This window comes from Streptomyces sp. NPDC031466 (genome assembly GCF_055581265.1).
Map to the genome: position 1 here is coordinate 368,125 of NZ_JBVIJT010000004.1, position 21,428 is coordinate 389,552.

Genomic DNA, 21,428 nt, shown 5'->3' on the forward strand with positions numbered 1-21,428 from the left:
CATGATCGTGGCAGAGAGCCATCCGCACCACTGGATCCCGTTCCACCCCAGAGAGGACCTCCCCATGGAAGACCGCTTCGACGTCGTCGTGCTCGGAGCAGGACCCGGCGGCTATGTGGCCGCCATTCGCGCCGCCCAGCTGGGCAAGCGGGTGGCCGTCGTCGAGGAGAAGTACTGGGGCGGTGTCTGCCTGAACGTCGGCTGCATCCCGACGAAGGCGCTGCTGCGCAACGCCGAGCTGGCCCACCTCTTCACGCACGAGCAGAAGACGTACGGCATCGAGGTCGAGGGCCAGGTGTCCTTCGACTACGGCGCGGCGTTCAACCGCAGCCGCACGGTCGCGGACGGTCGCGTCAAGGGCGTCCACTTCCTGATGAAGAAGAACGGCATCACGGAGTTCGACGGCCGCGGCACCTTCCTGGACGCGAACACGCTTCAGGTGGCGAAGTCCGACGGCACGACCGCCACGATCGGCTTCGACAACTGCGTCATCGCCACCGGCGCCACGCCCCGGCTGCTGCCCGGCACCTCGCGCAGCGAGCGCGTGGTCACCTACGAGGAGCAGATCCTCGCCGATTCCCTGCCGCGCTCCATCGTGATCGCGGGCGCGGGCGCGATCGGCATCGAGTTCGCGTACGTGCTGCACAACTACGGCGTGAAGGTGACGATCGTCGAGTTCCTGGACCGCGTCGCGCCGCTGGAGGACGCCGATGTGTCCAAGGAACTGGCGAAGCAGTACCGCAGGCTCGGCATCGACGTGCTGACCTCCACGCGCGTGGAGTCCATCGACGAGTCGGGCGAGCAGGTCCGGGTGACCGTCACCGGCAAGGACGGCAAGGAGCAGGTCCTGGAGGCCGACAAGGTCCTTCAGGCCATCGGTTTCGCGCCGAACGTCACCGGCTACGGCCTGGAGGCGACGGGCGTGGCGCTCACCGAGCGCGGCGCGATCGACGTGGACGGCCGCTGCCGCACGAACGTCCCGCACATCTACGCCATCGGTGACGTCACGGCGAAGCTGATGCTGGCGCACACCGCCGAGGCCATGGGCGTGGTCGCCGCCGAGACGATCGGGGAGGCCGAGACGATGGAACTCGACTACCCGATGATCCCGCGCGCCACCTACTCGCAGCCGCAGATCGCGAGCTTCGGCTGGACCGAGGCACAGGCCAGGGAGAAGGGCTTCGACGTCAAGGTCGCGAAGTTCCCCTTCCAGGCCAACGGCAAGGCGCACGGCCTCGGTGACACCGTCGGCTTCGTCAAGATCGTCAGCGACGCGAAGTACGGCGAGATCATCGGCGCCCACCTGATCGGCCCCGACGTGACCGAGCTGCTGCCGGAACTGACCCTGGCCCAGCAGTGGGACCTGACCGTCCACGAGGTGGCGCGCAACGTCCACGCGCACCCGACGCTGGGCGAGGCCGTCAAGGAAGCGGTGCACGGCCTGGCCGGACACATGATCAACTTCTGACGGTGCCAGGGGCGCCCCGCCGCCGGGCGCGGGCCCGGCACGGGCGGGGACCGGCCCCGGTCGCCGCCCGTGAGCGTCCCTCAGGTCAGTCGGTGGGCCGCCAGTCGCCGAGCCAGTCCGCCCGCTCCTGCGCGGCGGCCTGGGCGTCGGTCAGGTGCGGGCGCTCCCCGCTGGGGCCGCCCGCGCCGGGGCCGGTGTTCTTGTACTCGGCGAAACGGTCGTCCTTCCACGAGAAGCCGCCCATGTCGGTCCACGGGGTCGCCTTGACGGCCGCGCCCAGCTTGCTGTCGCGGATGGTGGCCTGCGGGTCGAGGCTCGCGTCGCCCCCGGCGTGCCAGGGACGGCCGAGGTAGAAGCTGCGGGCGGTGACATCACCGTCGATGGTGGTGCGGGTGACGAGGAAGCCCTTGCGTCCGGCCGGGGTGCTGGGCGCGGTGACGTATCCGGCCGAGGTCCCGTTCCAGCGCTTCTTCAGGGTGAGGACGGACTTGTCGATGACCGCGGTGGCGCGGCCGAAGACGAAGTCGGTGTTGCCGATGACGTAGGAGTCGGTGAGCAGGACCCGGCCCGTCCTGTCCTTGGCCGCCGTGTCGAGCAGCAGGGTGTCCTGGTCGCCGCTGACGATGAGGTCGTCCAGGCGGATCCGGTCGGCGGCGGTGCGCAGCGCGACGGCCTGCTGGCCGTTCAGCTGCTGGTTGCGCGCCTCGTCGAAGTCGTTGGAGACGGTGAGGTTGCGGGCCTGGAAGTCGTCGGCCTCGACGGCGACCGTGGCGCTGCCGCCGGTGCCGTACGTACCCGATCCGTCGGGTTTGGCCATGCCGGCGGCGTGGCCTTCGACGATGACGGTGTCCTTGCGGCTGCGGCCGGTGCCCTCGAACGTGACGTGCGGCTTGTTCGCGGGGACCTTCACCGTCTCGCGGTAGGTGCCGGGGGCGATCCGGATCACGACCCGCGAGGTGTTGCCGGCGGGAACGGCGTCGACGGCCTTCTGGACGCTCGGGTACTGGCCGCTGCCGTCCTTGGCCACGGTGAGGGTGCCGGCCGCGGTGGCCTTGCCGCTTTCGTTGGTGCCGAAGGAACTCCTCGGCCCGGTACCGGACTTCAGGAGGGCGGGCAGGGCGGCCGCCTTGTCCAGGCGGTAGGAGTAGTACCGCTTCGGGTCGAACGCGGTGCCGCCGCTCTCGTTGCGGCCGCTGGTGCGGGAGAAGACGTTGCCCCGCTGGACGAGGGCGGCGGTGCCGTCCTTGATGACGGGGTTGTTCATGCCCTCGAAGTAGCTGTTCTCCAGGACCATCTTCGTGTTGCCGCGCGCGTAGTTGCCGTAGGAGGAGGTGATGTCGGTGCCCGGGTCGTCCTGGAGGTAGTTGTTGTAGAGGTGCGCGTGCGCGACGTTGTCGGTCGAGGGATTGCGCTGCGCGGTCTCGCGGAACCAGTTGTGGTGGATCGTCAGGTCCGCGGTCGTGTGCTCGGTCCAGCCGATGCCGAACGTCTTGTTGTTGTCGCTGAGCCTGTTCCACGACACCGTCACGTACGTGGTGTCCTTGCGGCTGTCGATCAGCCCGTCGGCCATGTGCCGCAGGTTGTTGTGGTCGATCCAGACATGGTGCGCGCCGTCCATCTGGATGGCGTCCCAGTCGTGCTCCTTGTCGTTCCAGATGCCGTGGTACGCGTCACGGATCGTGAGGTTCCGGATGATCACGTTGTGCACGCCCTGGCCGAGGAATAATCCGCCGCCGACGATCTGCCCCGAGGTGCCCGCGCCCACGATCGTCTTGTCGGAGGCGACCTTGATCTCCTTGCCCTTGGGGTCCATCGGGATCGTGGCGGCCACCACGATGACGTAGGGCTCCGGGGCGGTCGCGTACTTCTCCAGGTCGGCGAGATTCCGTACGGTGACCGTCCTCCCGTCCCGACCGCCGTAGGTCCCCTTCTGGCCGAGCGCGTGGACCGACGCGAAACCGTCGGCGGTGTCGTCGGCCCAGGCCGGCGCCGGGGCGGCCGCCGCCTTGGGCCGCGCGTCCGCACCGAACACCCCGAAGGCCGTGCCATAGGCGAGGACCCCCGCGGCCGCCAGCGCCGTCGGGGCACCCACCAGGAGAGCCTTCTTCTTCCTGCGGTGCCGCGCCTTGCCGCGGCCGTGCTGCTCAGTCATGTGTCGCTTCCCGTCTGTACGTACGTGGGGGCGCCCGTGGATCACGGGCCGCTGAGCAGTCGCCGCAGGGCGCACAAAGGTTGCCGCTCCTTTGGTCTTTCGCCGGGGACGGGCGGTCTCTCACCGAGGAGGGGCGAGGACGGCTGCCGCGCCCTGGGCCGGGAGGGAGCCGGTCGGCGCGCAGTGCTCGGCCACGGTGTCGGCGAAGGCGCGGGCCAGCGGGCCGAGCGCGTCCCAGCGGCGTACCGCCCAGCCGACCGAGAGCGGTGGCAGACCCGGGACCGGGATCATGCGCAGGCCCGCGAGGGCGGGGCCCCGCGAGTCGGGCAGCGCGGGCACGACCGCCTGCCCGAGGCCCAGCTCCGCGAGGAGTACGGCCGTGTCCCAGTCGGCGACGCTGGTGCCGGCCGGCAGCACCACGCCCAACTCGCCGAGGTGGAAGTCGAGATGGGCACGTGAGGTCGAGTTCGCCGGCGGCGTGATGAGCCGGCAGGCGGCCAGGTCGGCCGGTTCGACGCACGGCCGCCCGGCGAGCGGGTCGTCGGCGCGGACGGCGAGGACCCACGGCAGGGCCACCACGGGCCGCTGCTCGATGCCGCGCACGGGCTCCCCGAGGGTGATCCAGGCGAGGTCGAGGTCACCGGCGGCGAGCGCGTCGAAACAGCCGCTGCTGGAGCTCACCGTCTGGAACTCCAGGCCGACGCGTGGATAGCGCCTGCGGAAGTCGACGACGCCTTCGGCCATGAAGTGCCGCACGGAGGTGGCCCCGGTGGTGATCCGCACCGTGCCGCCGTCCCCGCGCGCCTGCTCCCGAAGGCGCCGCACCGCGAGGTCGATGCCGCCGATGCCCTCGGAGGCGGCGGCCCTCAGGACCCGGCCGGCCGAGGTGGGGACCACGCCCCGCGCGTGCCGCTCCAGGAGGGTGACGCCCAGCTCCTTCTCCAGCCGCTTGACGTGCTGGCTCACGGCCGACTGCGTACAGGTGAGGTCGCGGGCCACCGCGCTGAGGCTGCCCGCGCGGCACACGGCCACGAAGACACGGAGATCATCGAGAGTCACGGGAACCGAAGCTACCGGCTGGCCGGCCCCGGGTGAAGCCATCGCTTGGGGCGATGCAAGAAAACCCGAGGATTGACTTGGGTATGTGCCGGGCCCAAGATCGTTGTCGGCCCGGGCGGCGACCCGGTGACGGGCGTCGACCCGGGGTCCACCGGACTCCGAGGCCCGGGCCATGCCCCTCTGCGGAAGGTGATGTGTGGAAGCGCTCGAAATGGTGGCCGTCGCCGCCGCCGGTGTCGCGGCCGGCGGGATCAACGCGGTGGTGGGGTCCGGCACGCTCATCACCTTCCCCACCCTGCTGGCCTTCGGCCTCCCACCGGTGCCGGCCAACGTGTCGAACAACCTCGGCCTCGTGCCGGGCACCCTGAGCGCTGCGTACGGCTACCGCCGCGAGATGAAGGGGCAGCGCGGGCGCCTGGTGCGGTTCGGCGCGGCCTCCCTCATCGGCGGCCTGATCGGCGCGCTGCTGCTCCTGAAGCTGCCCGCCGACGCCTTCCAGGCGGTGGTGCCGGTGCTGATCCTGACGGCCTGCGTGCTGGTGCTGCTCCAGCCCCGGCTCGGCCGGCGGCTCAAGGAGCGCGAGGGCCGGGGCAGGCGGGACGGCGGCGTGCCGCTGTGGTGCGGCGTCCTCGGCGCCGGCATCTACGGCGGCTACTTCGGCGCGGCCCAGGGCGTGCTGCTCATGGGCCTGTTCGGCGCCTTCCTCCTGGACGACCTGCACCGCCTGAACGCCGTGAAGAACGTCCTCGCCTCGATCGTCAACGGCGTCGCGGCGGTCGTCTTCGTCGTGGTCGCGGACATCGACTGGACGGCGGCGGGTCTCATCGCCGCCGGCTCCACGGTGGGCGGGCTCGTGGGCGCGCGCTATGGCCGCCGCCTGCCGCCGGCCGCCCTGCGCGGCTTCATCGTCGTCGTGGGTGTCACGGCCTCGACGGCCATGATCCTGAACTAGGCGGGGCGTGCCGCGAGGTCCTGGACAGCGCGCGGGCGCCGGGGCCCGCACGCGGCACACTCCCTCCAGCCGCCCCCCTCAGCGGGGAACACCCCCGATGGTTTATCGTTGAAGCATGAAGCGGCCCCGGCCGAGATTCCCCCGTCCGGCCGGGGTCGCTTCGCTGCCCCGCCGCGGCCGCCTTCCCCTTTTTCACGCCTTCGTGGGCGAATAGGTTCATGCCTTCGTGGGCGAATATGCCGACCGCACCTCGTGGCACCCACCCGGGCGGCATCATGCGTCCATGGACGGTGCCAAGCCTGTGCAGGTCTTGTTCACGCCCGAGGAGTACGCCGCGATCGTGGGCCACGCGGACCGGCTCGGGATGCCGGTCGCGGAGTTCATACGTCACGCGGCGACCGTCCACATCGGGGACCACCCCGGCGCCCGAGTTCCCGAGGCCCGGCGCGGGGCCGGCGTGCCGCCCGTACAGCGGGACCTGGGGGCCGGGCGCAAGGTCGCGCTCCAGCGGTTCCTCGACACCCTGGCCGCGACGGCCGAGCCCCAGGAGTGAGTGCCCGGGATCAGGACAGGTCGAGCTCGGGCCGGTAGAGGTCGAGCCAGAGCGCGAGGTCCAGGGTGCGCTCCAGGCCGCGTCGCGACGCCTGGGTGATCTGCGGCGCCTCCCGCCCGGCGGCCCGCGCCGCCCGCTCCCGGTCCACGAGCTCGAAGACCGGGTGGCCGCGCCGGGCGAGCAGATCCTTGACGTGCCCCTGGAGCGCGGTGGCGTACTTGGGGTCCTGCGTGGAGGGATACGGGCTCTTCACCCGGTCGTACACCGACCTGGGCAGTACATCGGCGGTCGCCTCGCGCAGCAGGCTCTTCTCCCTGCCGTCGAAGGACTTCAGCGCCCAGGGCGTGTTGTAGACGTACTCGACGAGGCGGTGGTCGCAGAACGGCACGCGCACTTCGAGCCCCACGGCCATGCTCGCGCGGTCCTTGCGGTCGAGCAGGACACGGACGAAGCGGGTCAGGTGCAGATGGCAGATCGTGCGCATCCGGTACTCGAAGTCGCTCTCGCCGTCCAGGCGGCGGATGCCCTCGACGGCGCCCGCGTAGCTGTCCTTGACGTACGCGGAGAGATCGAGCGCCGCGGTCAGGTCGGGGCGCAGCACGTCGGAGTCGTCGCCGAAGTGGTTCGTGAACCGCACCAGCCAGGGGAAGGTGTCGGCCGTGCGCGCCGATTCGTCGAAGAACTGCAGGTAGCCGCCGAAGACCTCGTCCGCGGACTCCCCGGAGAGCGCGACCGTGGAGTGCTCGCGGATGGCACGGAAGAGGAGGTAGAGGGAGGCGTCCATGTCACCGAAGCCCATGGGGAGGTCCCGCGCCCGGATCATCTTGGCGCGCACCTCGGGGTCGGCGAGCGCGTCCGAGTCCAGGACGATGTCGCGGTGCTCGGTGCCCGCCGCCTTCGCCACGTCGTGCACGAAAGGGGTGTCGGGCGTGCCGCGCAGTTCGTCGGCGACGAAGTTGTCCGCCTGGCCGACGAAGTCGACGGCGAAGCTGCGCACCGTCTCGCCCGACTCGGCCAGCTGTTGCGCGGCGAGGGCCGTCATCGCCGACGAGTCGAGGCCGCCGGAGAGCAGCGTGCAGCGCGGCACGTCCGAGACGAGCTGGCGGCGGACGATGTCCTCCAGGAGTTCGCGCACCTTGGCGATGGTCGTGTCACGGTCGTCGGTGTGCGGCCGGGTCTCCAGGGTCCAGTACACGTGTCGGCGCAGTCCCGAGCGGTCGACGGTCACCACGGTGCCGGGCTCGACCTCGCGCATGCCGTCCCACACGGCGTGGCCGGGGGTCTTGACGACGGTGAACAGCTCGCGCAGTCCGTCCCTGGTGACGCGGCGCCTGGCCAGCGGGTTGGCGAGGATCGCCTTGGGCTCGGAGCCGAACAGCACGCCGTCCGGCGTCTCGTAGTAGTAGAAGGGCTTGATGCCCATGCGGTCGCGGACCATGACGAGCTTGTCGTGCCGGGCGTCCCAGATCGCGAACGCGTACATGCCGTTGAGCCGCTCGGCGAGGGCCTCGCCCCACTCCAGGTACCCGCGCAGGACCACCTCGGTGTCGGAGTCGGTGGCGAAGGGGTGGCCGCGGCGCGCCAGTTCGCGCCGCAGCTCGGTGAAGTTGTAGGTCTCCCCCGAGTAGACGAGGGCGACGGTGCCGGTCGGGGTCTCGGCCGTCATGGGCTGGCGGCCGCCGGGGAGGTCGATGATGGCGAGCCGGCGGTGCCCGAGCGCGGCGGGGCCCTCCGTCCACGTGCCGCGGTCGTCGGGCCCCCGGCAGGACATCGTCTCCGTCATGGCGTCCAAGGTGGTGGACGCGGCCGTCAGGTCACGGTCGAAGGAGACCCAGCCGGTGATGCCACACATGTCGTTCCTCCCGGTCATCGAATTAGATGTATCTAGCACCCATATAGGGATCCTGCGCCTGCGAGAGCGTGCGGTCAATATGCCGAGGGTCTCGCGACGGCTTGACCCGCATGGTTTCGGCCGGACTTTGCCAAGGCCAGAGGGTGACTCATGGCCCGTTCCGACTCCCCGGCCCCACGGGAAGGGAAGCGCGGGCGAGCGCGGAAGGAAACATTCCGGCCACGGGCAAAGTCTTGTCAACGGCTGCCCGGCTCCCGGCCGGACGCGTCAGCGGGGAGTCAGGAAGGCCTGCACCGCGGGCGCGTACCGGTCGGTGATCTCGGTGATCGCCGCGGCCCGCAGCCGTGGGCCGCGCGCGATGCCGTACATGACACCGAGCCCGAGCAGCATGCTCGCGGCCAGCTCGGCCCGCAGCCCCGCGTCCGGTCCGGAGAGCCGATCGGTCAGCCGCTGGACCACCTGGGCGCGGAAGTCGGCGCGCAGGATGTCGCCGCGCTCGCCGTGGAGCGGGGCGAAGACGATGCGCAGGATGGGATCGGCGCCCCGCTCGGCCTGGCCGGTCAGCAGATGGTGGACCATGTGCCGCCCGAGACCCGCGAGGGGCGCGTCGAAGAACGCCTCCGCGTCCGCCTCGAAGGACATGACGTGCGCGAACAGGGCGTCCTTGTTGCCGAAGTACTTCAGGACCAGCGGGGCGCTCACCCCGGCGCGGTCGGCCACCGCCTTGAGGGTGATGTCACCGTGCGCGTGACGCGCGAGGAGGTAGCGCGCGGCGCGGGTGATCGCCTCCTTGGTGGCCTCGGAGCCCCTGCGGCAGCCGGCCGGCGGAGGCACGGGGGCGCGTGGCGCCTCCGGGGCCCCGGCGCGCGCACGAACCCCGGACACATCCCTGCGCGCGCTCTCCACACTCTTCACACTCTCCGCGATGATGTGTCTTCTCCCCACGGACACATTCCTTCCACGGTCGCCTCCTGGACGAAACCGCTTGCCCTGGACGCACGAATCGCCGGAAATCGGGATGGCCGCCATGAAGCTCCCCCGCCACCACGAGGTGAATGGAAATTCACCATAGCGGGTGAATGGGTGTTCACCACCCGGAAGTTGGCATGTGCCGGGAGCGCATGCCTGCCGTTCTCCGGGAATGCGCGCCGTGCGCAACCGGCCATTGCAGAGGACGATTCCTGCCGCGAGAGGCCCTCTTCGGACAGCTTCGGTCATACTGCCGCCCATGAACCGACTCCGCATCGGCCTGGTGGGCACCGGGCCCTGGGCCACCACCACGCACGCCCCCGCCCTGGCCGCGCATCCCGACGTCGACTTCAGCGGTGTGTGGGGCCGCCGCCCGGAGGCCGCCGCCACGCTCGCCTCCGCACAGGGGACGACGGCGTACGCGGACGCGGACGAACTGTTCGCGGCCAGTGACGCCGTGGCGTTCGCGGTTCCGCCCGATGTGCAGGCGCCGCTGGCCGCGCGCGCCGCGGCGGCGGGGTGCCATCTGCTGCTCGACAAGCCGGTGGCCACCACGCCGGACGCCGCGCGCCACCTCGCACGGGCCGCCGAACGCGCCCAGGTGGCGTCGGTGGTGTTCTTCACGCTGCGCTTCGCCCCGGACAGCTCCGCCTGGCTGGCCGAACAGGTCGCCCTCGGCGGCTGGTTCACCGGGCGCGCCGACTGGTACGGCTCCTTCTACACCCCCGACGGGGGCGCCGCGTTCGACTCCCCGTGGCGGGCGAGCCGCGGCGGCCTGTGGGACGTGGGCCCGCACGCCCTGTCGATGCTGCTGCCGGTCCTCGGCGACGTCACCGACGTGACGGCGGCGCCAGGACCCGGCGACACGGCCCACCTCATCCTGCGGCACACCGGCGGCGCGTCCAGCACGGCCGCGCTCAGCCTGACGGCGCCGGAGAAGTGCGCGGGCCTCGCGATGGAGCTGCGGGGCGAGCACGGCATCGCGGTGCTGCCGTCCTGGGAGGGCGCGGACGAGGCGTTCCGCAACGCGATCGACGCCCTGGTCGCGGCCGCGCGGACCGGCACGGCACACCCTTGCGACGTCCGGTTCGGACTGAGGGTCACGCAGATCCTGGCACGGGCACAGGAGCGGATCGCCGCCGCGTGAGCGAACCGGGGCAACCGCGGGCGGTCGGTACCGTGGCCGCTACGTAATGGCGAGTGACGGCACCGACCGCAGCCGGTGGACCCACCAGACCGACCGGGGAAGAAGCTCCGCGCGGTCCCGCGTCGCCCTGTTTCCAACCACACGGATCGGAATACGAACAACCGTCCCACACGCTTCCCACATCGGCCCGAGGGGCCTGGGGGGAACCCAATGCCGGGGAATTTCAGCCATTTTCAAGCTCCCCGGACAAGATGCCCCACTGTTGTGCCCGCGCACACGCCGACGATCAAACCTGCAGGCCGGCGAGGTCGCGCACTCCATGATGCCGCAGTGTCTGATCGTTTTCTTCGGGCAATGTTTACTACCAAAGAAGCTGTGAATATTTAGACTGATCACGCTCCAACTCGGCGTGCACCAAGAGGGATTACCCACCATGAACAAGACGGCGCTCCGCGCTCTGCTCCGCGAACGACGCGCCCTCATTGCCCCCGAATCGCATGGCTTCTCCCGGCCGAGCGGTCAGGGGCGGCGGGCTCCCGGTCTGTCGCAGCACCAGGTCGACCAGTTGCTGCACCGCACGTTCGGGACGTACCACCGTCTCGAATCCGGCAATTACCCCAACCCGCCGACCTCCCTGCTGCGAGACGTGGCGCGTCTCTTCGGGCTCAACGAACAGGAGTGGGTCTCCCTCAACCGCTACGCGCTGCTCCAGGACCCGCCCGGCCCGCTCCATCTGTCCTCGGGCAAAGAAGTCCCCGGTGTATGGCAGGAGGCGGTCGACGGCATATCCCACATGGCCTACGTCACCGACGCGTCCTGGGACATGCTCGCCTACAACGAGCCGCTCACCGCCATGTTCCCCGCGGGCAACGTCCCCACCAACGTGATGCGTTGGATGGTTCTCGACCCCGACGGCCGCCGCGCCCTCATGGACTGGCACGCCGCCTGGGCCCCGATGGTCCTCCCCCAGCTGCGGGCCGCCCTCGCCTCCAGACCCGAGGACGACACCCTCCTGCAGATCGAGAAGGAGGTGCTCGCGGAACCCGACACCGCCGACCTGTACCGCACGGGGGTCTCCTACCCCCACCCCGACGGGGACGAGCGCCCCTTGCTGCATCCCGAACTGGGGCCCGGCTGGGTCACCATGTGCACGGCGCAGCCCATGACCGCGCCCGGTGCGCGTCTGATGATCCTGGTGTTCCACCCCGGCGAACTGCGCTCCCACCGGCGCTCGCCGATGCTCCGCGCTCTGTGAGCCCCACAGACCCCACAAACTCCGCAGATCCTCCAGGGTCTTCCGCTCACTTTCGTCGGAAGACGGCTTCGTGACGGTGAAGTACGTTGTGCCGCACCCGAACGTCCTCACGAGCCCTGTCGGAGCCGCCCTGTGCCCGCTTATGTCTCCAGACCGCAGACCGTCGTCGGCGACCACAAGGTCACCACCGCGGAGATAGCCGACGACATACGCACCCACCACGCCGGCCACCCCCGCCTGCGCGCGATCCTGCGCGTGGTGGAGAACTGCGGGGTACGGACCCGTAATTTCACCCGCCCCCTCAACGCCCCCACCGTGTCGGGTGCGGCCGACATCGGCGAGCGCGCCCGCGCCGCGTTCGCCGACGCGCTCACGATGGCCGAACGCGCCGCTTTTGCCGCGCTGGACACCGCCGGCCTGAAGGCCCGCGACATCGACGCGATCGTCACGACCCACAGCACCGGCTGGTCCGTCCCGAACCTCGACGTCAACCTCATCGCACGGCTCGGGCTGCGCCCCACGGTCCGACGCATCGCCCTGACCACGCTGGCCTGCCCGGGCGGCACCCACTGCCTCATGCGGGCGGCCGAACTCGTCGCGGCGCGCCCCGGCAGCAAGGTCCTCGTCGTGGCGGCCGAGGTCATCTCCAGCGTCTATCACCACTCCGACACCGGCATCGAATCGATGATCTACAAAGCCCTCTTCGGGGACTCCGCGGCCGCCGCGGTCGTCACCGATGTCCCGCTGGGGCCGGGGCTCGCGATCGAGGACTCCTTCGAGTACGTCCTGCCGGACAGCCTCGACCGGCAGCGCGGCCGGATCTCCCCGGACGGCTTCCACTTCGACTCGACCAAGAAGGCCCTCACCGCGGCCGACGACGTACTGCCCGCGCTCACCGAATGGGTCGGCACGCGGCCGGTGGACTTCGCCGTCATCCACCCCGGCAGCCTGCGCATCATCACCGACACCGCCGCCTCGCTCGGCCTGGACGCCCACGCGGCGCGGCACTCCACGGACACCCTCACCGACGAGGGGAACCTCGGCGGGGTGAGCATCCTGCGCGTCATCGAGCGCACCCACTGCGGACCGCCCGCCGACGGCGCTCCCGGCATCGCGGTGGCCTTCGGCCCCGGCTTCTCCATGGCGGCGCTGCGCTGCCACTGGCGCTCCTGACCCCTCGCCGCCGCCGATATTCGCTTGCCGCCCCTTGGCCGCCCCTGTTGAAGTGACGCAATGGATCACGCAGCGGCACTGGCCGCGTACGACCGGCAGATCAGGCGCGACGCGCGAAGTGACAGCCCTGGTACCCGGGTCGAGCGGGTCGGCGGCATCGTCCGCCAGACGGGGTCCGAGCACGACTGGAACGGCGTCCTGTGGGCGGACACCGACGCGACGACGGCGGACGCCGTGATCGCGGAGCAGGTGCGGCACTACACCGCCGCCCACCGCGCGTTCGAATGGAAGCTCCACTCCTACGACCGCCCCGCCGATCTGGCCGGGCGGCTCCTCGCCGCGGGGTTCGTGGCCGAGCCGACGGAGACCGTGATGGTCGCCGAGGCGAAAGGGCTGCCGGCCGGGCCCGGGCTGCCCGAGGGCGTGCGGCTGCTGCCGGTGACGGACGCGGCGGGCGCCCGGCTCATGGCCGAGGCCCATCTGGCGGCGTTCGGCGAGGGCGACGCCGCGCTGAGCGAGCGGCTCGCCCAGCGGGTGCTCGCCCAGCTGGCCGAGACGCCGGACGAGATCGTCGCGGTGGTCGCGATGGCCGGTGACCGGCCGGTGTGCGGCGCCCGGCTGGAATTGCGCCCCGGCACCGACTTCGCCGGGCTCTGGGGCGGCGGCACCGCACCCGGGTGGCGCGGCAAGGGCATCTACCGCGCGACGGTGGCCCATCGCGCCCGGGTCGCCGTCCAGCGCGGCTACCGCTACCTCCAGGTCGACGCCTCCGACGACAGCCGTCCGATCCTGGACCGGCTGGGCTTCGCGACGCTGTGCACGACCACCCCGTACGTGTACCAGCCGTGAGACGGGCCCCGCTCCCGCCTGCCGCGGGCGGGAAGCGGGGGGGGGACGCCGGGTGCCCTAGCGGATCGGCATGCCCGAAAGGGTCCTCGCGATGACCAGGCGCTGGATCTCGCTCGTGCCTTCGAAAATGGTGTAGATCGCGGCGTCGCGGTGCATGCGCTCCACCGGGTACTCCCGGGTGAAGCCGTTGCCGCCGAGGATCTGGACGGCCTGCGCGGTGACCTTCTTGGCGACCTCGCTCGCGTAGAGCTTGGACATCGAGCCCTCGGCGGACTCGAACTTCTTGCCCGTGCTCGCCATCCACGAGGCGCGCCACACCAGGAGGCGTGCCGCGTCGATCTGGGTACGCATGTCGGCGAGCTGGAAGGCCACGCCCTGGTTGTCGATGATCGGGCGGCCGAACTGCGTGCGCGTCTTGGCGTACTCCAGGGCCTCTTCATACGCGGCGCGGGCCGTGCCCACCGCCATCGCGCCGACGGCCGGGCGGGACGCCTCGAAGGTGGCCATCGCCGCGTTCTTCACGCGCTCGCCGCCGGACCTGGCGCGCTCCCGGGCGCGGGCGAGGCGCTCGTCCAGCTTCTCCTTGCCGCCCAGCAGACAGTGCCCGGGGACGCGTACGTCCTCGAGGACCACTTCGGCGGTGTGCGAGGCGCGGATGCCGTGCTTCTTGAACTTCTGGCCCTGGGCCAGTCCCGGCGTCCGCGGCGGGACGATGAAGGAGGCGTGCCCCTTGGAGCCCAGCTCGGGGTCGACGACCGCGACGACGACGTGGACGTTGGCTATGCCGCCGTTGGTCGCCCAGGTCTTCGTGCCGTTCAGGACCCACTCGTCCTTGGCCTCGTCGTAGACGGCACGGGTGCGCATGGCGGCCACGTCGGACCCCGCGTCCGGCTCGGAGGAGCAGAAGGCGGCGACCTTGACGTCGTCGGCGTCGCCGTACATCTGCGGGATCCAGGTGCCGATCTGCTCCTCGGTACCGTTGGCGAGCACCCCGACCGCGGCCAGGCCCGTGCCCATGATGGACAGGCCGATGCCGGCGTCGCCCCAGAAGATCTCCTCGGTGGCCATCGGGATGCCGAGGCCCGTCGGGTCGAAGAACTGCTGGGCATAGAAGTCCAGGGAGTAGATGCCGAGCTTCGCCGCCTCCTGGATGATGGGCCAGGGAGTCTCCTCGCGCTCGTCCCACTCGGCGGCCGCGGGGCGGATCACCTCGGCGGCGAACCCGTGGAGCCAGTCCCGGACCTCCTTCTGTTCGTCGTTGAGCTCCATGGTGAACTCGGCCATGACTCCTCCAGGACCAGCGGTCAACTGCGGCGTTACTAGCGGTAACGGAAGTCTGTTACCGGCCAGTAGTCCGTGTCAACCTCCGGCAGCCCGTTCGATGCCCGCCGCCCGCCAGGTGTTACGTTGCGCGTGCGGCACGCAATCGCACGGGGCGGGGAGAAGCGCTATGGAGACCACACAGCGGAACGAGCAGCAGAAATCCGCCGAGCACCGGCGGCGCGAGCTGCTGGAGGCCGCGGACCGGGTGGTGCTCCGTGAGGGCCCCGGCGCCTCCATGAACGCCATCGCCGCGGAGGCGGGCATCACCAAGCCCATCCTCTACCGCCACTTCGGTGACAAGGGCGGCCTGTACGCCGCCCTCGCCAAGCGGCACACGGACGCGCTCCTCGAGGCCCTGCGCGCCGCCCTGGACGCCCCCGCCGAGCGCAGGGAGCGCGTCGAGGCGACGCTCGACACCTACCTCGCGGCGATCGAGGCCCGCCCGCAGGTGTACCGCTTCTTGATGCACCCCTCAGAGGCGCCCTCCTCCGGCGAGCAGGGCTTCGACGTCGGTCTGCACTCCGCCCCCGTCCTGCGCCGCCTCGGCGAGGAGCTGGCGGAGGTCATCGAGGAGCGCGTCGACCTCGGCCCCGACGGCGCCCAACTGGCCCGGGTATGGGGACACGGCATCGTCGGCATGATGCACGCGGCCGGCGACTGGTGGCTCGGCGAACGACCCTGCTCGCGCGAGCAGTTGGTGCGCAGCCTGGCGGATCTGCTCTGGGGGCGCCTGGCCGCCGCGGGCAACCGCGTCGGTGGGCCGGGCTTCTGAGCAGACGTCCGCCCCGGCCCGCGGCCGGCCCTCGGCGGACCTCAGCTGTTCCAGGAGGCCGTCTCAGCTGTTCCAGGAGGCCCTGGCGGCGGCCCGCAGCACCCTGCGGCGCCGCCAGCCGGTGACGCGGTCGGTGTAGACCCCGCCCTCCAGGTGGTCGCACTCGTGCTGGAGGCAGCGCGCGAACCAGCCCGTCCCGTGCACCCGCACGGGCTCCCCCCGCAGGTCGAACCCTTCGACCACGGCATGGTCGAAACGGGGCGTGCCCGCTTCGAGGCCCGGCAGCGACAGACAGCCCTCGGGGCCGCGCACGGTGACGCCGTCCCCCGTGACGAGTGTCGGATTGACCACGTGTCCGAGGTGGCGGACGTCCTCGTCGTCGGGGCAGTCGTAGACGAACACCCGCTTGGCCACGCCGATCTGATTCGCGGCCAGACCCACGCCCTGCGCCGCGTACATCGTCGCGAACATGTCCTCGACCAGCCGCGCCAGTTCGGGCCCGAAGTCGCTCACCTCCGCGCAGGCCGTGTGGAGCACGGGGTCACCGAGCAGGGTCAGAGGTCGTACGCGCCCCGAGGCGCCCGGGATCGAGCCGTGTCGCATGGCGGCAAGAGTACGGTCCTGAAGTGGAGCGGCGCCGAGGTGGTGCCGTGGTTCGGGCTTGTCAGCGGATCTCGATAGGCTGAGCAGAGAAACGATGCCGGGGGCAGGCGCGGCGCCGTACGCAAGGAGGATCTCGACAGATGTCAGGCAACACGGACCCGCTCTCGCCGCGGGCCAAGCTGGCCGTGACGGCGGGCAAGGCGGCCGCCGCGGTGTCGCGCGCCGCGGGCCGCGGCAGCGGATCGGTGATCGGCGGCAAGGTCGCGCTCAGGCTCGACCCCGAGCTGCTCGGACGGCTCGCCACACACCTGGACGTCGTCCTCGTGTCGGCCACCAACGGCAAGACGACCACCACGCGTCTGATCGCGGAGGCCCTGCGCGCCAGCGGCCCGGTGGTCTCCAACGCCCTCGGCGCCAACATGCCCGCCGGAATCACCTCGGCGCTCGCCGGCGGCTCCGACGCCCGGTACGGCGTGATCGAGGTCGACGAGAAGTACCTCGCGGGCGTCGCCCGTGACGTGGACCCCAAGGCCATCGCGCTGCTGAACCTCTCGCGCGACCAGCTGGACCGCGCCGCCGAGACCCGGATGCTCGCCGAGAAGTGGCGCGAGGGCCTGGCCGGCACCAAGGCCGTCGTCGTCGCCAACGCCGACGACCCGCTGGTCGTCTGGGCCGCCTCCTCCTCGCCGAACGTGGTGTGGGTGGCAGCGGGCCAGGAGTGGAAGGACGACGCCTGGTCGTGCCCGTCCTGCGGTGGCGTCATGCAGCGCCCCGGCGACGACTGGTTCTGCGGCGAGTGCGGCTTCCGCCGCCCCGCGCCCAGCTGGGTGCTCTCCGGCGACCACGTCCTGGACCCGCACGGCTCCGCCTGGCCGATCCACCTGCAGCTGCCCGGCCGCGCCAACAAGGCCAACGCCGCCTCCTCGGCCGCTGTCGCCGCCGTCTTCGGTGTGCCGCCGCAGGTCGCCCTGGAGCGCATGTACCAGGTGCAGGCGGTCGCCGGACGCTATGACGTCGTGCAGTTCCAGGGCCGCGACCTGCGTCTGCTCCTCGCGAAGAACCCCGCGGGCTGGCTGGAGACGTTCTCGCTGATCGACCCGCCGCCGACCCCGGTGATCCTCTCCGTCAACGCCCGGGGTGCCGACGGCACCGACACCTCCTGGCTGTGGGACGTCGACTACACCCGCCTCGCCGGTCACCCGATCTTCGTGCTCGGCGACCGCAAGCTGGACCTGGCCGTGCGCCTGGAGGTCGCGAACCTGGACTTCCGGGTCTGCGAGAGCCTCGACGAAGCGGTGCAGCTCGCCCCGCCGGGACGCATCGAGACGATCGCGAACTACACCGCGTTCCAGGACCTGCGCCGCCGCGTCGGCAACTGACCCCACCGGCCCCTCTAGACCTTTTCGTAGGGACACATGAGCATGAGCGACAACAGCCTGCGGCTGGTGTGGGTCTACCCCGACCTGCTCAGCACGTACGGAGACCAGGGCAACGCCCTGGTCGTGGAGCGCCGCGCCCGCCAGCGCGGCCTCCAGGTCGAGCGGTACGACGTGCGCAGCGACCAGCCGATCCCCACCTCCGGTGACATCTACCTCATCGGCGGTGGCGAGGACCGCCCGCAGCGGCTCGCGGCGGAGCGGCTGCGCCGGGACGGCGGCCTCCAGCGCGCCGTGGGCAACGGCGCGATCGTCTTCTCGGTCTGCGCCGGCTACCAGATCCTCGGCACCGAGTTCATCAACGACCTCGGTCAGCGCGAGCCGGGCCTCGGCCTGCTCGACGTGGTCTCCACGCGCGGTGAGGGCGAGCGCTGCGTCGGTGACGTCCTCGGCGACATCGACCCGCAGCTGGGCCTGCCCCCGCTGACCGGCTTCGAGAACCACCAGGGCATCACGCACATCGGTCCCTCCGCGCGCCCCTTCGCCCGCGTCACGCTCGGCCGGGGCAACGGCACGGGCGACGGCACCGAGGGCGCGTACAACGGCACGGTCTTCGGGACGTACATGCACGGCCCGGTCCTGGCCCGCAACCCGCTGATCGCGGACCTGCTGCTCAAGCTGGCCCTCGACGTGAACGCGCTGCCGCCCACGGACGACCGCTGGTACGAGGCGCTGCGCGCCGAGCGCATCAACGCCGCGCAGCAGCCCGCGTAACACCCGCCCCGCCGGCCCCGCGGTGGCCCGCTTGACGCCCCGCCCGCACATGTGAGCGGGGGCGTCCAGCCCTCGGACGCCTGATGCGGGCCCGCCCCCCGGCGCCTATAGGGTGGCGGGGATCCAGCCGGACGACGTGGTCCGGCCCTTTCGGCCCACGTTGCAAAGGTTTCCCGGGCTATGCGCATTGGTGTCCTTACCTCCGGCGGCGACTGCCCCGGCCTAAATGCCGTCATCCGCTCCGTCGTGCACCGCGCGGTCGTGGACCACGGCGACGAGGTCATCGGCTTCCACGACGGTTGGAAAGGCCTCCTGGAGTGCGACTACCGCAAGCTCGACCTGGACGCGGTGGGCGGCATCCTCGCCCGCGGCGGCACGATCCTCGGCTCCTCGCGCGTGCAGCCCGCCCATCTGCGGGACGGTGTGGAGCGCGCCCGGGGCCATGTCGCCGATCTGGGCCTCGACGCGATCATCCCGATCGGCGGTGAGGGCACGCTGAAGGCGGCCCGGCTGCTCTCCGACGCGGGCCTGCCGATCGTCGGCGTGCCCAAGACGATCGACAACGACATCGCCGTCACCGACGTCACCTTCGGCTTCGACACCGCGGTGGGCGTCGCGACGGAGGCGCTCGACCGCCTCAAGACCACCGCCGAGTCGCACCAGCGGGTGCTGATCGTCGAGGTCATGGGCCGGCACACGGGCTGGATCGCCCTGCACTCCGGCATGGCGGCCGGCGCGCACGCCATCGTCGTGCCCGAGCGCCCCTTCGACATCAAGGAGCTGGCCGCGAAGGTCGGCGAGCGGTTCTCGGCGGGCAAGAAGTTCGCGATCGTCGTGGCCGCCGAGGGCGCCAAGCCCCGGGCCGGGTCCATGGACTTCGACGAGGGCGCCAAGGACGTCTACGGCCACGAGCGGTTCGCCGGCATCGCCCGGCAGCTCTCCCTCGAACTGGAGCAGCGCCTCGGCAAGGAGGCACGGCCGGTCATCCTCGGCCACGTCCAGCGCGGCGGCACCCCGACCGCGTACGACCGCGTCCTCGCGACCCGCTTCGGCTGGCACGCGGTGGAGGCCGTGCACCGCGGCGAGTTCGGCCGGATGACGGCTCTGCGCGGCACGGACATCACGATGGTGCCGCTCGCCGAGGCCGTCGAGACGCTGAAGACCGTGCCGGACGAGCGGTACGCCGAGGCGGAGTGCGTGCTCTAGTCGTTGCCCGTTGCACTACCCGCCCCCGGTCGCGTCAGCGGCCGGGGGCGGTTCTACTCTGGTGCCGACGCACGTCGCACAATCCGCACGAATCAGGAGCCACCGGATGGATCACAGCGGGCACGGCATGAACATGGATCTGCCGCCGTTCACGCTGGGGCGAGGCCTGGAACTCTCCGCCGACCCCTTCTTCCTCATCGGCTGCCTGGTGGCCCTCGCCCTGTACGGGTGGGGCGTGGCGCGGCTCGTGCGGCGCGGCGACAAGTGGCCGGTGGGCCGCACGATCTCCTTCGTGACCGGCATCCTCACCGTTCTGCTCGTGATGTGCACCAAGCTCAACGACTACGGCATGGTCATGTTCAGCGTGCACATGGTCCAGCACATGGTGATCAGCATGCTGTCGCCGATCCTGCTGTTGCTCGGCGCGCCGATCACGTTGGCGCTGCGCGGGCTGCCGGCCGCGGCGCGCGGTCACAAGGGGCCGCGCGAGTGGCTGCTGTGGCTGCTGCACAGCCGGTACATGCGGATCGTCACGCACCCCGCGTTCACGATCCCGCTGTTCATCGCGAGCCTGTACGCGCTCTACTTCACGCCGATCTTCGACACCCTGATGGGCTCCAAGGCCGGCCACATCGGGATGATGGTGCACTTCCTCGCCGTCGGCCTGGTCTTCTTCTGGCCGATCATGGGCGTCGACCCGGGGCCGCACCGCCCCGGCTACGTGATGCGGATGCTGGAGCTGTTCGCCGGCATGCCCTTCCACGCGTTCTTCGGCATCGCGCTGATGATGGCGACCCAGCCGATGATCGGCACGTATCTGCACCCGCCGGCCTCGCTGGGCATCGATCCGTTGGCCGATCAGGAGGCGGCGGGCGGTATCGCCTGGGCCTTCAGCGAGATTCCCTCCGTGGTGGTCCTGGTGGCCCTGCTCTTCCAGTGGCGGCGCTCCGAGGACCGTGAGGCCCGCCGCAAGGACCGCGCCGCGGACCGCGACGGGGACAAGGAGCTGGAGGCGTACAACGCCTATCTGGCCTCACTGGCCGCACGCGGCCGCTAGCGCGGGAGGGCCTCCACGGGTCACGATGGTCTTCGGACCGCGGTCTTGGCGCGCAGGCGCCCGAGACTGCCGGGAGGAGGCTGAGCGATGCCCGGTTCCACGAAGACCATGGGTGGGTTCACCATCGGAGGCCTGGTCATGGTGACGGCCTATTCGGTGACGCTCGGGAGCAACGGCTGGCTGTGGTTCGGCTGGGTCGTCCTTGGCCTGATCACGCTGGCGATGGTGCTGTCGCGCGCCACGTGAGGTGCGCGCCGCGCGACAGCCGGGGGCCGACAGTGGTGCTTCGGCCCGTCACGTACGTCAGAAGCGGAAGACGTGACCGGTGTCCACGTCCATCGCGCAGGCGTTGGGGTACTTCTTGTGCCAGTTGACGGTCCGGCCCCGGTGGGTGCCGGTCGCCGTGACGGTCACCGGGTCGTACTGCTTGGTGCACGCGTGCGGTTCGTCGGCCAGCTTGTCGAAGTTTCCCTTGGCCCGGCCGATCGCCGCGCACGCCTTGGCCGCGTGCGGGTGGTGGCCGTGCCCGTCGGGCCGGGGGTGGCAGCGCAGCAGGACGCCGCGGACCCAGGTGTTGTCGGAGCCCGAGACGGTGAGGAAGAGGCCGCGCTGGCGTGGGGCGGGGGCCTCGTCCGCCGCCTGGGCGGGGACGGCGGCGCCGAGTGCGATCAGAGCGGCGGCTGCGACGGTGAACGGGCGCATGCGAAACCTCCGGGTGGAGTGACGGTGATGTGCGGCGGCGTCGGTCTGTGGCGTCGGGGACGCCGGGAGACAACCAGCGCATCCTCCGTCCGGGCCGTGCGTCGAGCCGCCTCGCCGGTGAGTCGCCCGCGCGGCGGCGGGTAAGAGCCCGAACGGGCCCTCGCATACGCGTCGCCGATTGGCTAC

The 21,428-nt window shown here is 71.2% G+C and carries 20 protein-coding genes; 13 read left to right on the forward strand and 7 right to left on the reverse strand.

Annotation, left to right across the window (positions count from 1 at the left end):
* Positions 1–64 precede the first annotated feature (64 nt).
* Entirely contained in the window at positions 65–1,468 is a 1,404-nt protein-coding gene (gene lpdA, locus ACZ5GP_RS10520; RefSeq protein WP_468750461.1) for a dihydrolipoyl dehydrogenase, read from the forward strand.
* Positions 1,469–1,553: 85 nt separating this feature from the next.
* Here lpdA and ACZ5GP_RS10525 read toward each other — a convergent pair whose 3' ends face one another.
* Positions 1,554–3,620 carry a pectinesterase family protein gene (locus ACZ5GP_RS10525; protein ID WP_468750462.1) on the reverse strand — a complete coding sequence of 689 codons (2,067 nt, stop codon included), beginning with the start codon at positions 3,618–3,620 and terminating at the stop codon, positions 1,554–1,556.
* A gap of 120 nt (positions 3,621–3,740) precedes the next feature.
* On the reverse strand, positions 3,741–4,679 hold the full coding sequence (locus ACZ5GP_RS10530; protein ID WP_468750463.1) for a LysR family transcriptional regulator: 939 nt from the start codon (positions 4,677–4,679) through the stop codon (positions 3,741–3,743).
* Positions 4,680–4,875: 196 nt separating this feature from the next.
* Between ACZ5GP_RS10530 and ACZ5GP_RS10535 the strand changes: the two genes are divergently transcribed.
* Together ACZ5GP_RS10535 and ACZ5GP_RS10540 are read left to right on the forward strand one after the other, a co-directional pair.
* Positions 4,876–5,631: a sulfite exporter TauE/SafE family protein gene (locus ACZ5GP_RS10535; protein WP_468750464.1), complete on the forward strand. Its 756-nt coding sequence runs from the start codon at positions 4,876–4,878 to the stop codon at positions 5,629–5,631.
* Positions 5,632–5,914: 283 nt separating this feature from the next.
* The gene (locus ACZ5GP_RS10540) at positions 5,915–6,184 is read left to right on the forward strand and encodes a plasmid mobilization protein (RefSeq protein WP_468750465.1); all 270 of its coding nucleotides are present in this window, start codon (positions 5,915–5,917) and stop codon (positions 6,182–6,184) included.
* A gap of 10 nt (positions 6,185–6,194) precedes the next feature.
* Here the strand turns inward: ACZ5GP_RS10540 and asnB are convergent, their stop codons facing one another.
* Positions 6,195–8,036: an asparagine synthase (glutamine-hydrolyzing) gene (gene asnB, locus ACZ5GP_RS10545; RefSeq protein WP_468750727.1), complete on the reverse strand. Its 1,842-nt coding sequence runs from the start codon at positions 8,034–8,036 to the stop codon at positions 6,195–6,197.
* Positions 8,037–8,303: 267 nt separating this feature from the next.
* Positions 8,304–8,870 carry a TetR/AcrR family transcriptional regulator gene (locus ACZ5GP_RS10550; RefSeq protein ID WP_468750466.1) on the reverse strand — a complete coding sequence of 189 codons (567 nt, stop codon included), beginning with the start codon at positions 8,868–8,870 and terminating at the stop codon, positions 8,304–8,306.
* A gap of 394 nt (positions 8,871–9,264) precedes the next feature.
* Between ACZ5GP_RS10550 and ACZ5GP_RS10555 the strand changes: the two genes are divergently transcribed.
* The 4 genes from ACZ5GP_RS10555 to ACZ5GP_RS10570 all read left to right on the forward strand — a co-directional run bounded on the left by ACZ5GP_RS10555 (position 9,265) and on the right by ACZ5GP_RS10570 (position 13,429).
* Complete coding sequence (locus tag ACZ5GP_RS10555; RefSeq protein ID WP_468750467.1) at positions 9,265–10,152, forward strand: Gfo/Idh/MocA family protein; 888 nt, start codon at positions 9,265–9,267, stop codon at positions 10,150–10,152.
* 433 nt (positions 10,153–10,585) lie between these two features.
* A complete protein-coding gene (locus ACZ5GP_RS10560) occupies positions 10,586–11,407 on the forward strand; it encodes an MmyB family transcriptional regulator (RefSeq protein WP_468750468.1) in 822 nt (273 codons plus the stop codon).
* A gap of 132 nt (positions 11,408–11,539) precedes the next feature.
* On the forward strand, positions 11,540–12,580 hold the full coding sequence (locus tag ACZ5GP_RS10565) for a PhlD (protein WP_468750469.1): 1,041 nt from the start codon (positions 11,540–11,542) through the stop codon (positions 12,578–12,580).
* A gap of 60 nt (positions 12,581–12,640) precedes the next feature.
* Positions 12,641–13,429: a GNAT family N-acetyltransferase gene (locus tag ACZ5GP_RS10570; protein ID WP_468750470.1), complete on the forward strand. Its 789-nt coding sequence runs from the start codon at positions 12,641–12,643 to the stop codon at positions 13,427–13,429.
* Between the two features lie 57 nt (positions 13,430–13,486).
* On the opposite strand, the gene ACZ5GP_RS10575 is transcribed toward ACZ5GP_RS10570, so the two are convergent.
* A complete protein-coding gene (locus ACZ5GP_RS10575; protein WP_468750471.1) occupies positions 13,487–14,713 on the reverse strand; it encodes an acyl-CoA dehydrogenase family protein in 1,227 nt (408 codons plus the stop codon).
* A 166-nt stretch (positions 14,714–14,879) separates the two neighbouring features.
* Between ACZ5GP_RS10575 and ACZ5GP_RS10580 the strand changes: the two genes are divergently transcribed.
* Positions 14,880–15,524 carry a TetR/AcrR family transcriptional regulator gene (locus ACZ5GP_RS10580; protein WP_468750472.1) on the forward strand — a complete coding sequence of 215 codons (645 nt, stop codon included), beginning with the start codon at positions 14,880–14,882 and terminating at the stop codon, positions 15,522–15,524.
* A gap of 63 nt (positions 15,525–15,587) precedes the next feature.
* Here ACZ5GP_RS10580 and def read toward each other — a convergent pair whose 3' ends face one another.
* Positions 15,588–16,127 (reverse strand): peptide deformylase, encoded by a 540-nt coding sequence (gene def, locus ACZ5GP_RS10585; protein ID WP_468750473.1) that lies wholly within the window; start codon positions 16,125–16,127, stop codon positions 15,588–15,590.
* Positions 16,128–16,267: 140 nt separating this feature from the next.
* Here def and ACZ5GP_RS10590 point away from each other — a divergent pair, with 140 nt between their 5' ends.
* The 5 genes from ACZ5GP_RS10590 to ACZ5GP_RS10610 all read left to right on the forward strand — a co-directional run bounded on the left by ACZ5GP_RS10590 (position 16,268) and on the right by ACZ5GP_RS10610 (position 20,786).
* Positions 16,268–17,506, forward strand: a complete 1,239-nt coding sequence (locus ACZ5GP_RS10590) for a MurT ligase domain-containing protein (RefSeq protein WP_358589865.1) — start codon at positions 16,268–16,270, stop codon at positions 17,504–17,506.
* Positions 17,507–17,548: 42 nt separating this feature from the next.
* Positions 17,549–18,277 (forward strand): type 1 glutamine amidotransferase, encoded by a 729-nt coding sequence (locus ACZ5GP_RS10595; protein ID WP_468750474.1) that lies wholly within the window; start codon positions 17,549–17,551, stop codon positions 18,275–18,277.
* 180 nt (positions 18,278–18,457) lie between these two features.
* Positions 18,458–19,483 (forward strand): 6-phosphofructokinase, encoded by a 1,026-nt coding sequence (locus ACZ5GP_RS10600; protein ID WP_468750475.1) that lies wholly within the window; start codon positions 18,458–18,460, stop codon positions 19,481–19,483.
* Positions 19,484–19,589: 106 nt separating this feature from the next.
* Positions 19,590–20,540 (forward strand): cytochrome c oxidase assembly protein, encoded by a 951-nt coding sequence (locus tag ACZ5GP_RS10605; RefSeq protein ID WP_468750476.1) that lies wholly within the window; start codon positions 19,590–19,592, stop codon positions 20,538–20,540.
* Positions 20,541–20,627: 87 nt separating this feature from the next.
* Positions 20,628–20,786, forward strand: a complete 159-nt coding sequence (locus ACZ5GP_RS10610) for a hypothetical protein (RefSeq protein ID WP_468750477.1) — start codon at positions 20,628–20,630, stop codon at positions 20,784–20,786.
* A 57-nt stretch (positions 20,787–20,843) separates the two neighbouring features.
* Here ACZ5GP_RS10610 and ACZ5GP_RS10615 read toward each other — a convergent pair whose 3' ends face one another.
* Positions 20,844–21,242, reverse strand: coding sequence for an SSI family serine proteinase inhibitor (locus tag ACZ5GP_RS10615; RefSeq protein WP_468750478.1), 399 nt, complete (start codon positions 21,240–21,242; stop codon positions 20,844–20,846).
* Positions 21,243–21,428: the final 186 nt, after the last annotated feature.

Excerpts from the sequence above, each read along its gene's own strand:
- ACZ5GP_RS10605 (WP_468750476.1), top strand. The coding sequence starts at position 19,590 with ATGGATCACAGCGGGCACGGCATGAACATGGATCTGCCGCCGTTCACG.
- ACZ5GP_RS10575 (WP_468750471.1), bottom strand. The coding sequence starts at position 14,713 with ATGGCCGAGTTCACCATGGAGCTCAACGACGAACAGAAGGAGGTCCGG.
- ACZ5GP_RS10540 (WP_468750465.1), top strand. The coding sequence starts at position 5,915 with ATGGACGGTGCCAAGCCTGTGCAGGTCTTGTTCACGCCCGAGGAGTAC.
- ACZ5GP_RS10590 (WP_358589865.1), top strand. The coding sequence starts at position 16,268 with ATGTCAGGCAACACGGACCCGCTCTCGCCGCGGGCCAAGCTGGCCGTG.
- asnB (WP_468750727.1), bottom strand. The coding sequence starts at position 8,036 with ATGTGTGGCATCACCGGCTGGGTCTCCTTCGACCGTGACCTGACGGCC.
- ACZ5GP_RS10555 (WP_468750467.1), top strand. The coding sequence starts at position 9,265 with ATGAACCGACTCCGCATCGGCCTGGTGGGCACCGGGCCCTGGGCCACC.
- ACZ5GP_RS10570 (WP_468750470.1), top strand. The coding sequence starts at position 12,641 with ATGGATCACGCAGCGGCACTGGCCGCGTACGACCGGCAGATCAGGCGC.
- ACZ5GP_RS10610 (WP_468750477.1), top strand. The coding sequence starts at position 20,628 with ATGCCCGGTTCCACGAAGACCATGGGTGGGTTCACCATCGGAGGCCTG.
- ACZ5GP_RS10595 (WP_468750474.1), top strand. The coding sequence starts at position 17,549 with ATGAGCGACAACAGCCTGCGGCTGGTGTGGGTCTACCCCGACCTGCTC.
- lpdA (WP_468750461.1), top strand. The coding sequence starts at position 65 with ATGGAAGACCGCTTCGACGTCGTCGTGCTCGGAGCAGGACCCGGCGGC.
- ACZ5GP_RS10580 (WP_468750472.1), top strand. The coding sequence starts at position 14,880 with ATGGAGACCACACAGCGGAACGAGCAGCAGAAATCCGCCGAGCACCGG.
- ACZ5GP_RS10560 (WP_468750468.1), top strand. The coding sequence starts at position 10,586 with ATGAACAAGACGGCGCTCCGCGCTCTGCTCCGCGAACGACGCGCCCTC.
- ACZ5GP_RS10600 (WP_468750475.1), top strand. The coding sequence starts at position 18,458 with ATGCGCATTGGTGTCCTTACCTCCGGCGGCGACTGCCCCGGCCTAAAT.
- ACZ5GP_RS10525 (WP_468750462.1), bottom strand. The coding sequence starts at position 3,620 with ATGACTGAGCAGCACGGCCGCGGCAAGGCGCGGCACCGCAGGAAGAAG.
- def (WP_468750473.1), bottom strand. The coding sequence starts at position 16,127 with ATGCGACACGGCTCGATCCCGGGCGCCTCGGGGCGCGTACGACCTCTG.
- ACZ5GP_RS10615 (WP_468750478.1), bottom strand. The coding sequence starts at position 21,242 with ATGCGCCCGTTCACCGTCGCAGCCGCCGCTCTGATCGCACTCGGCGCC.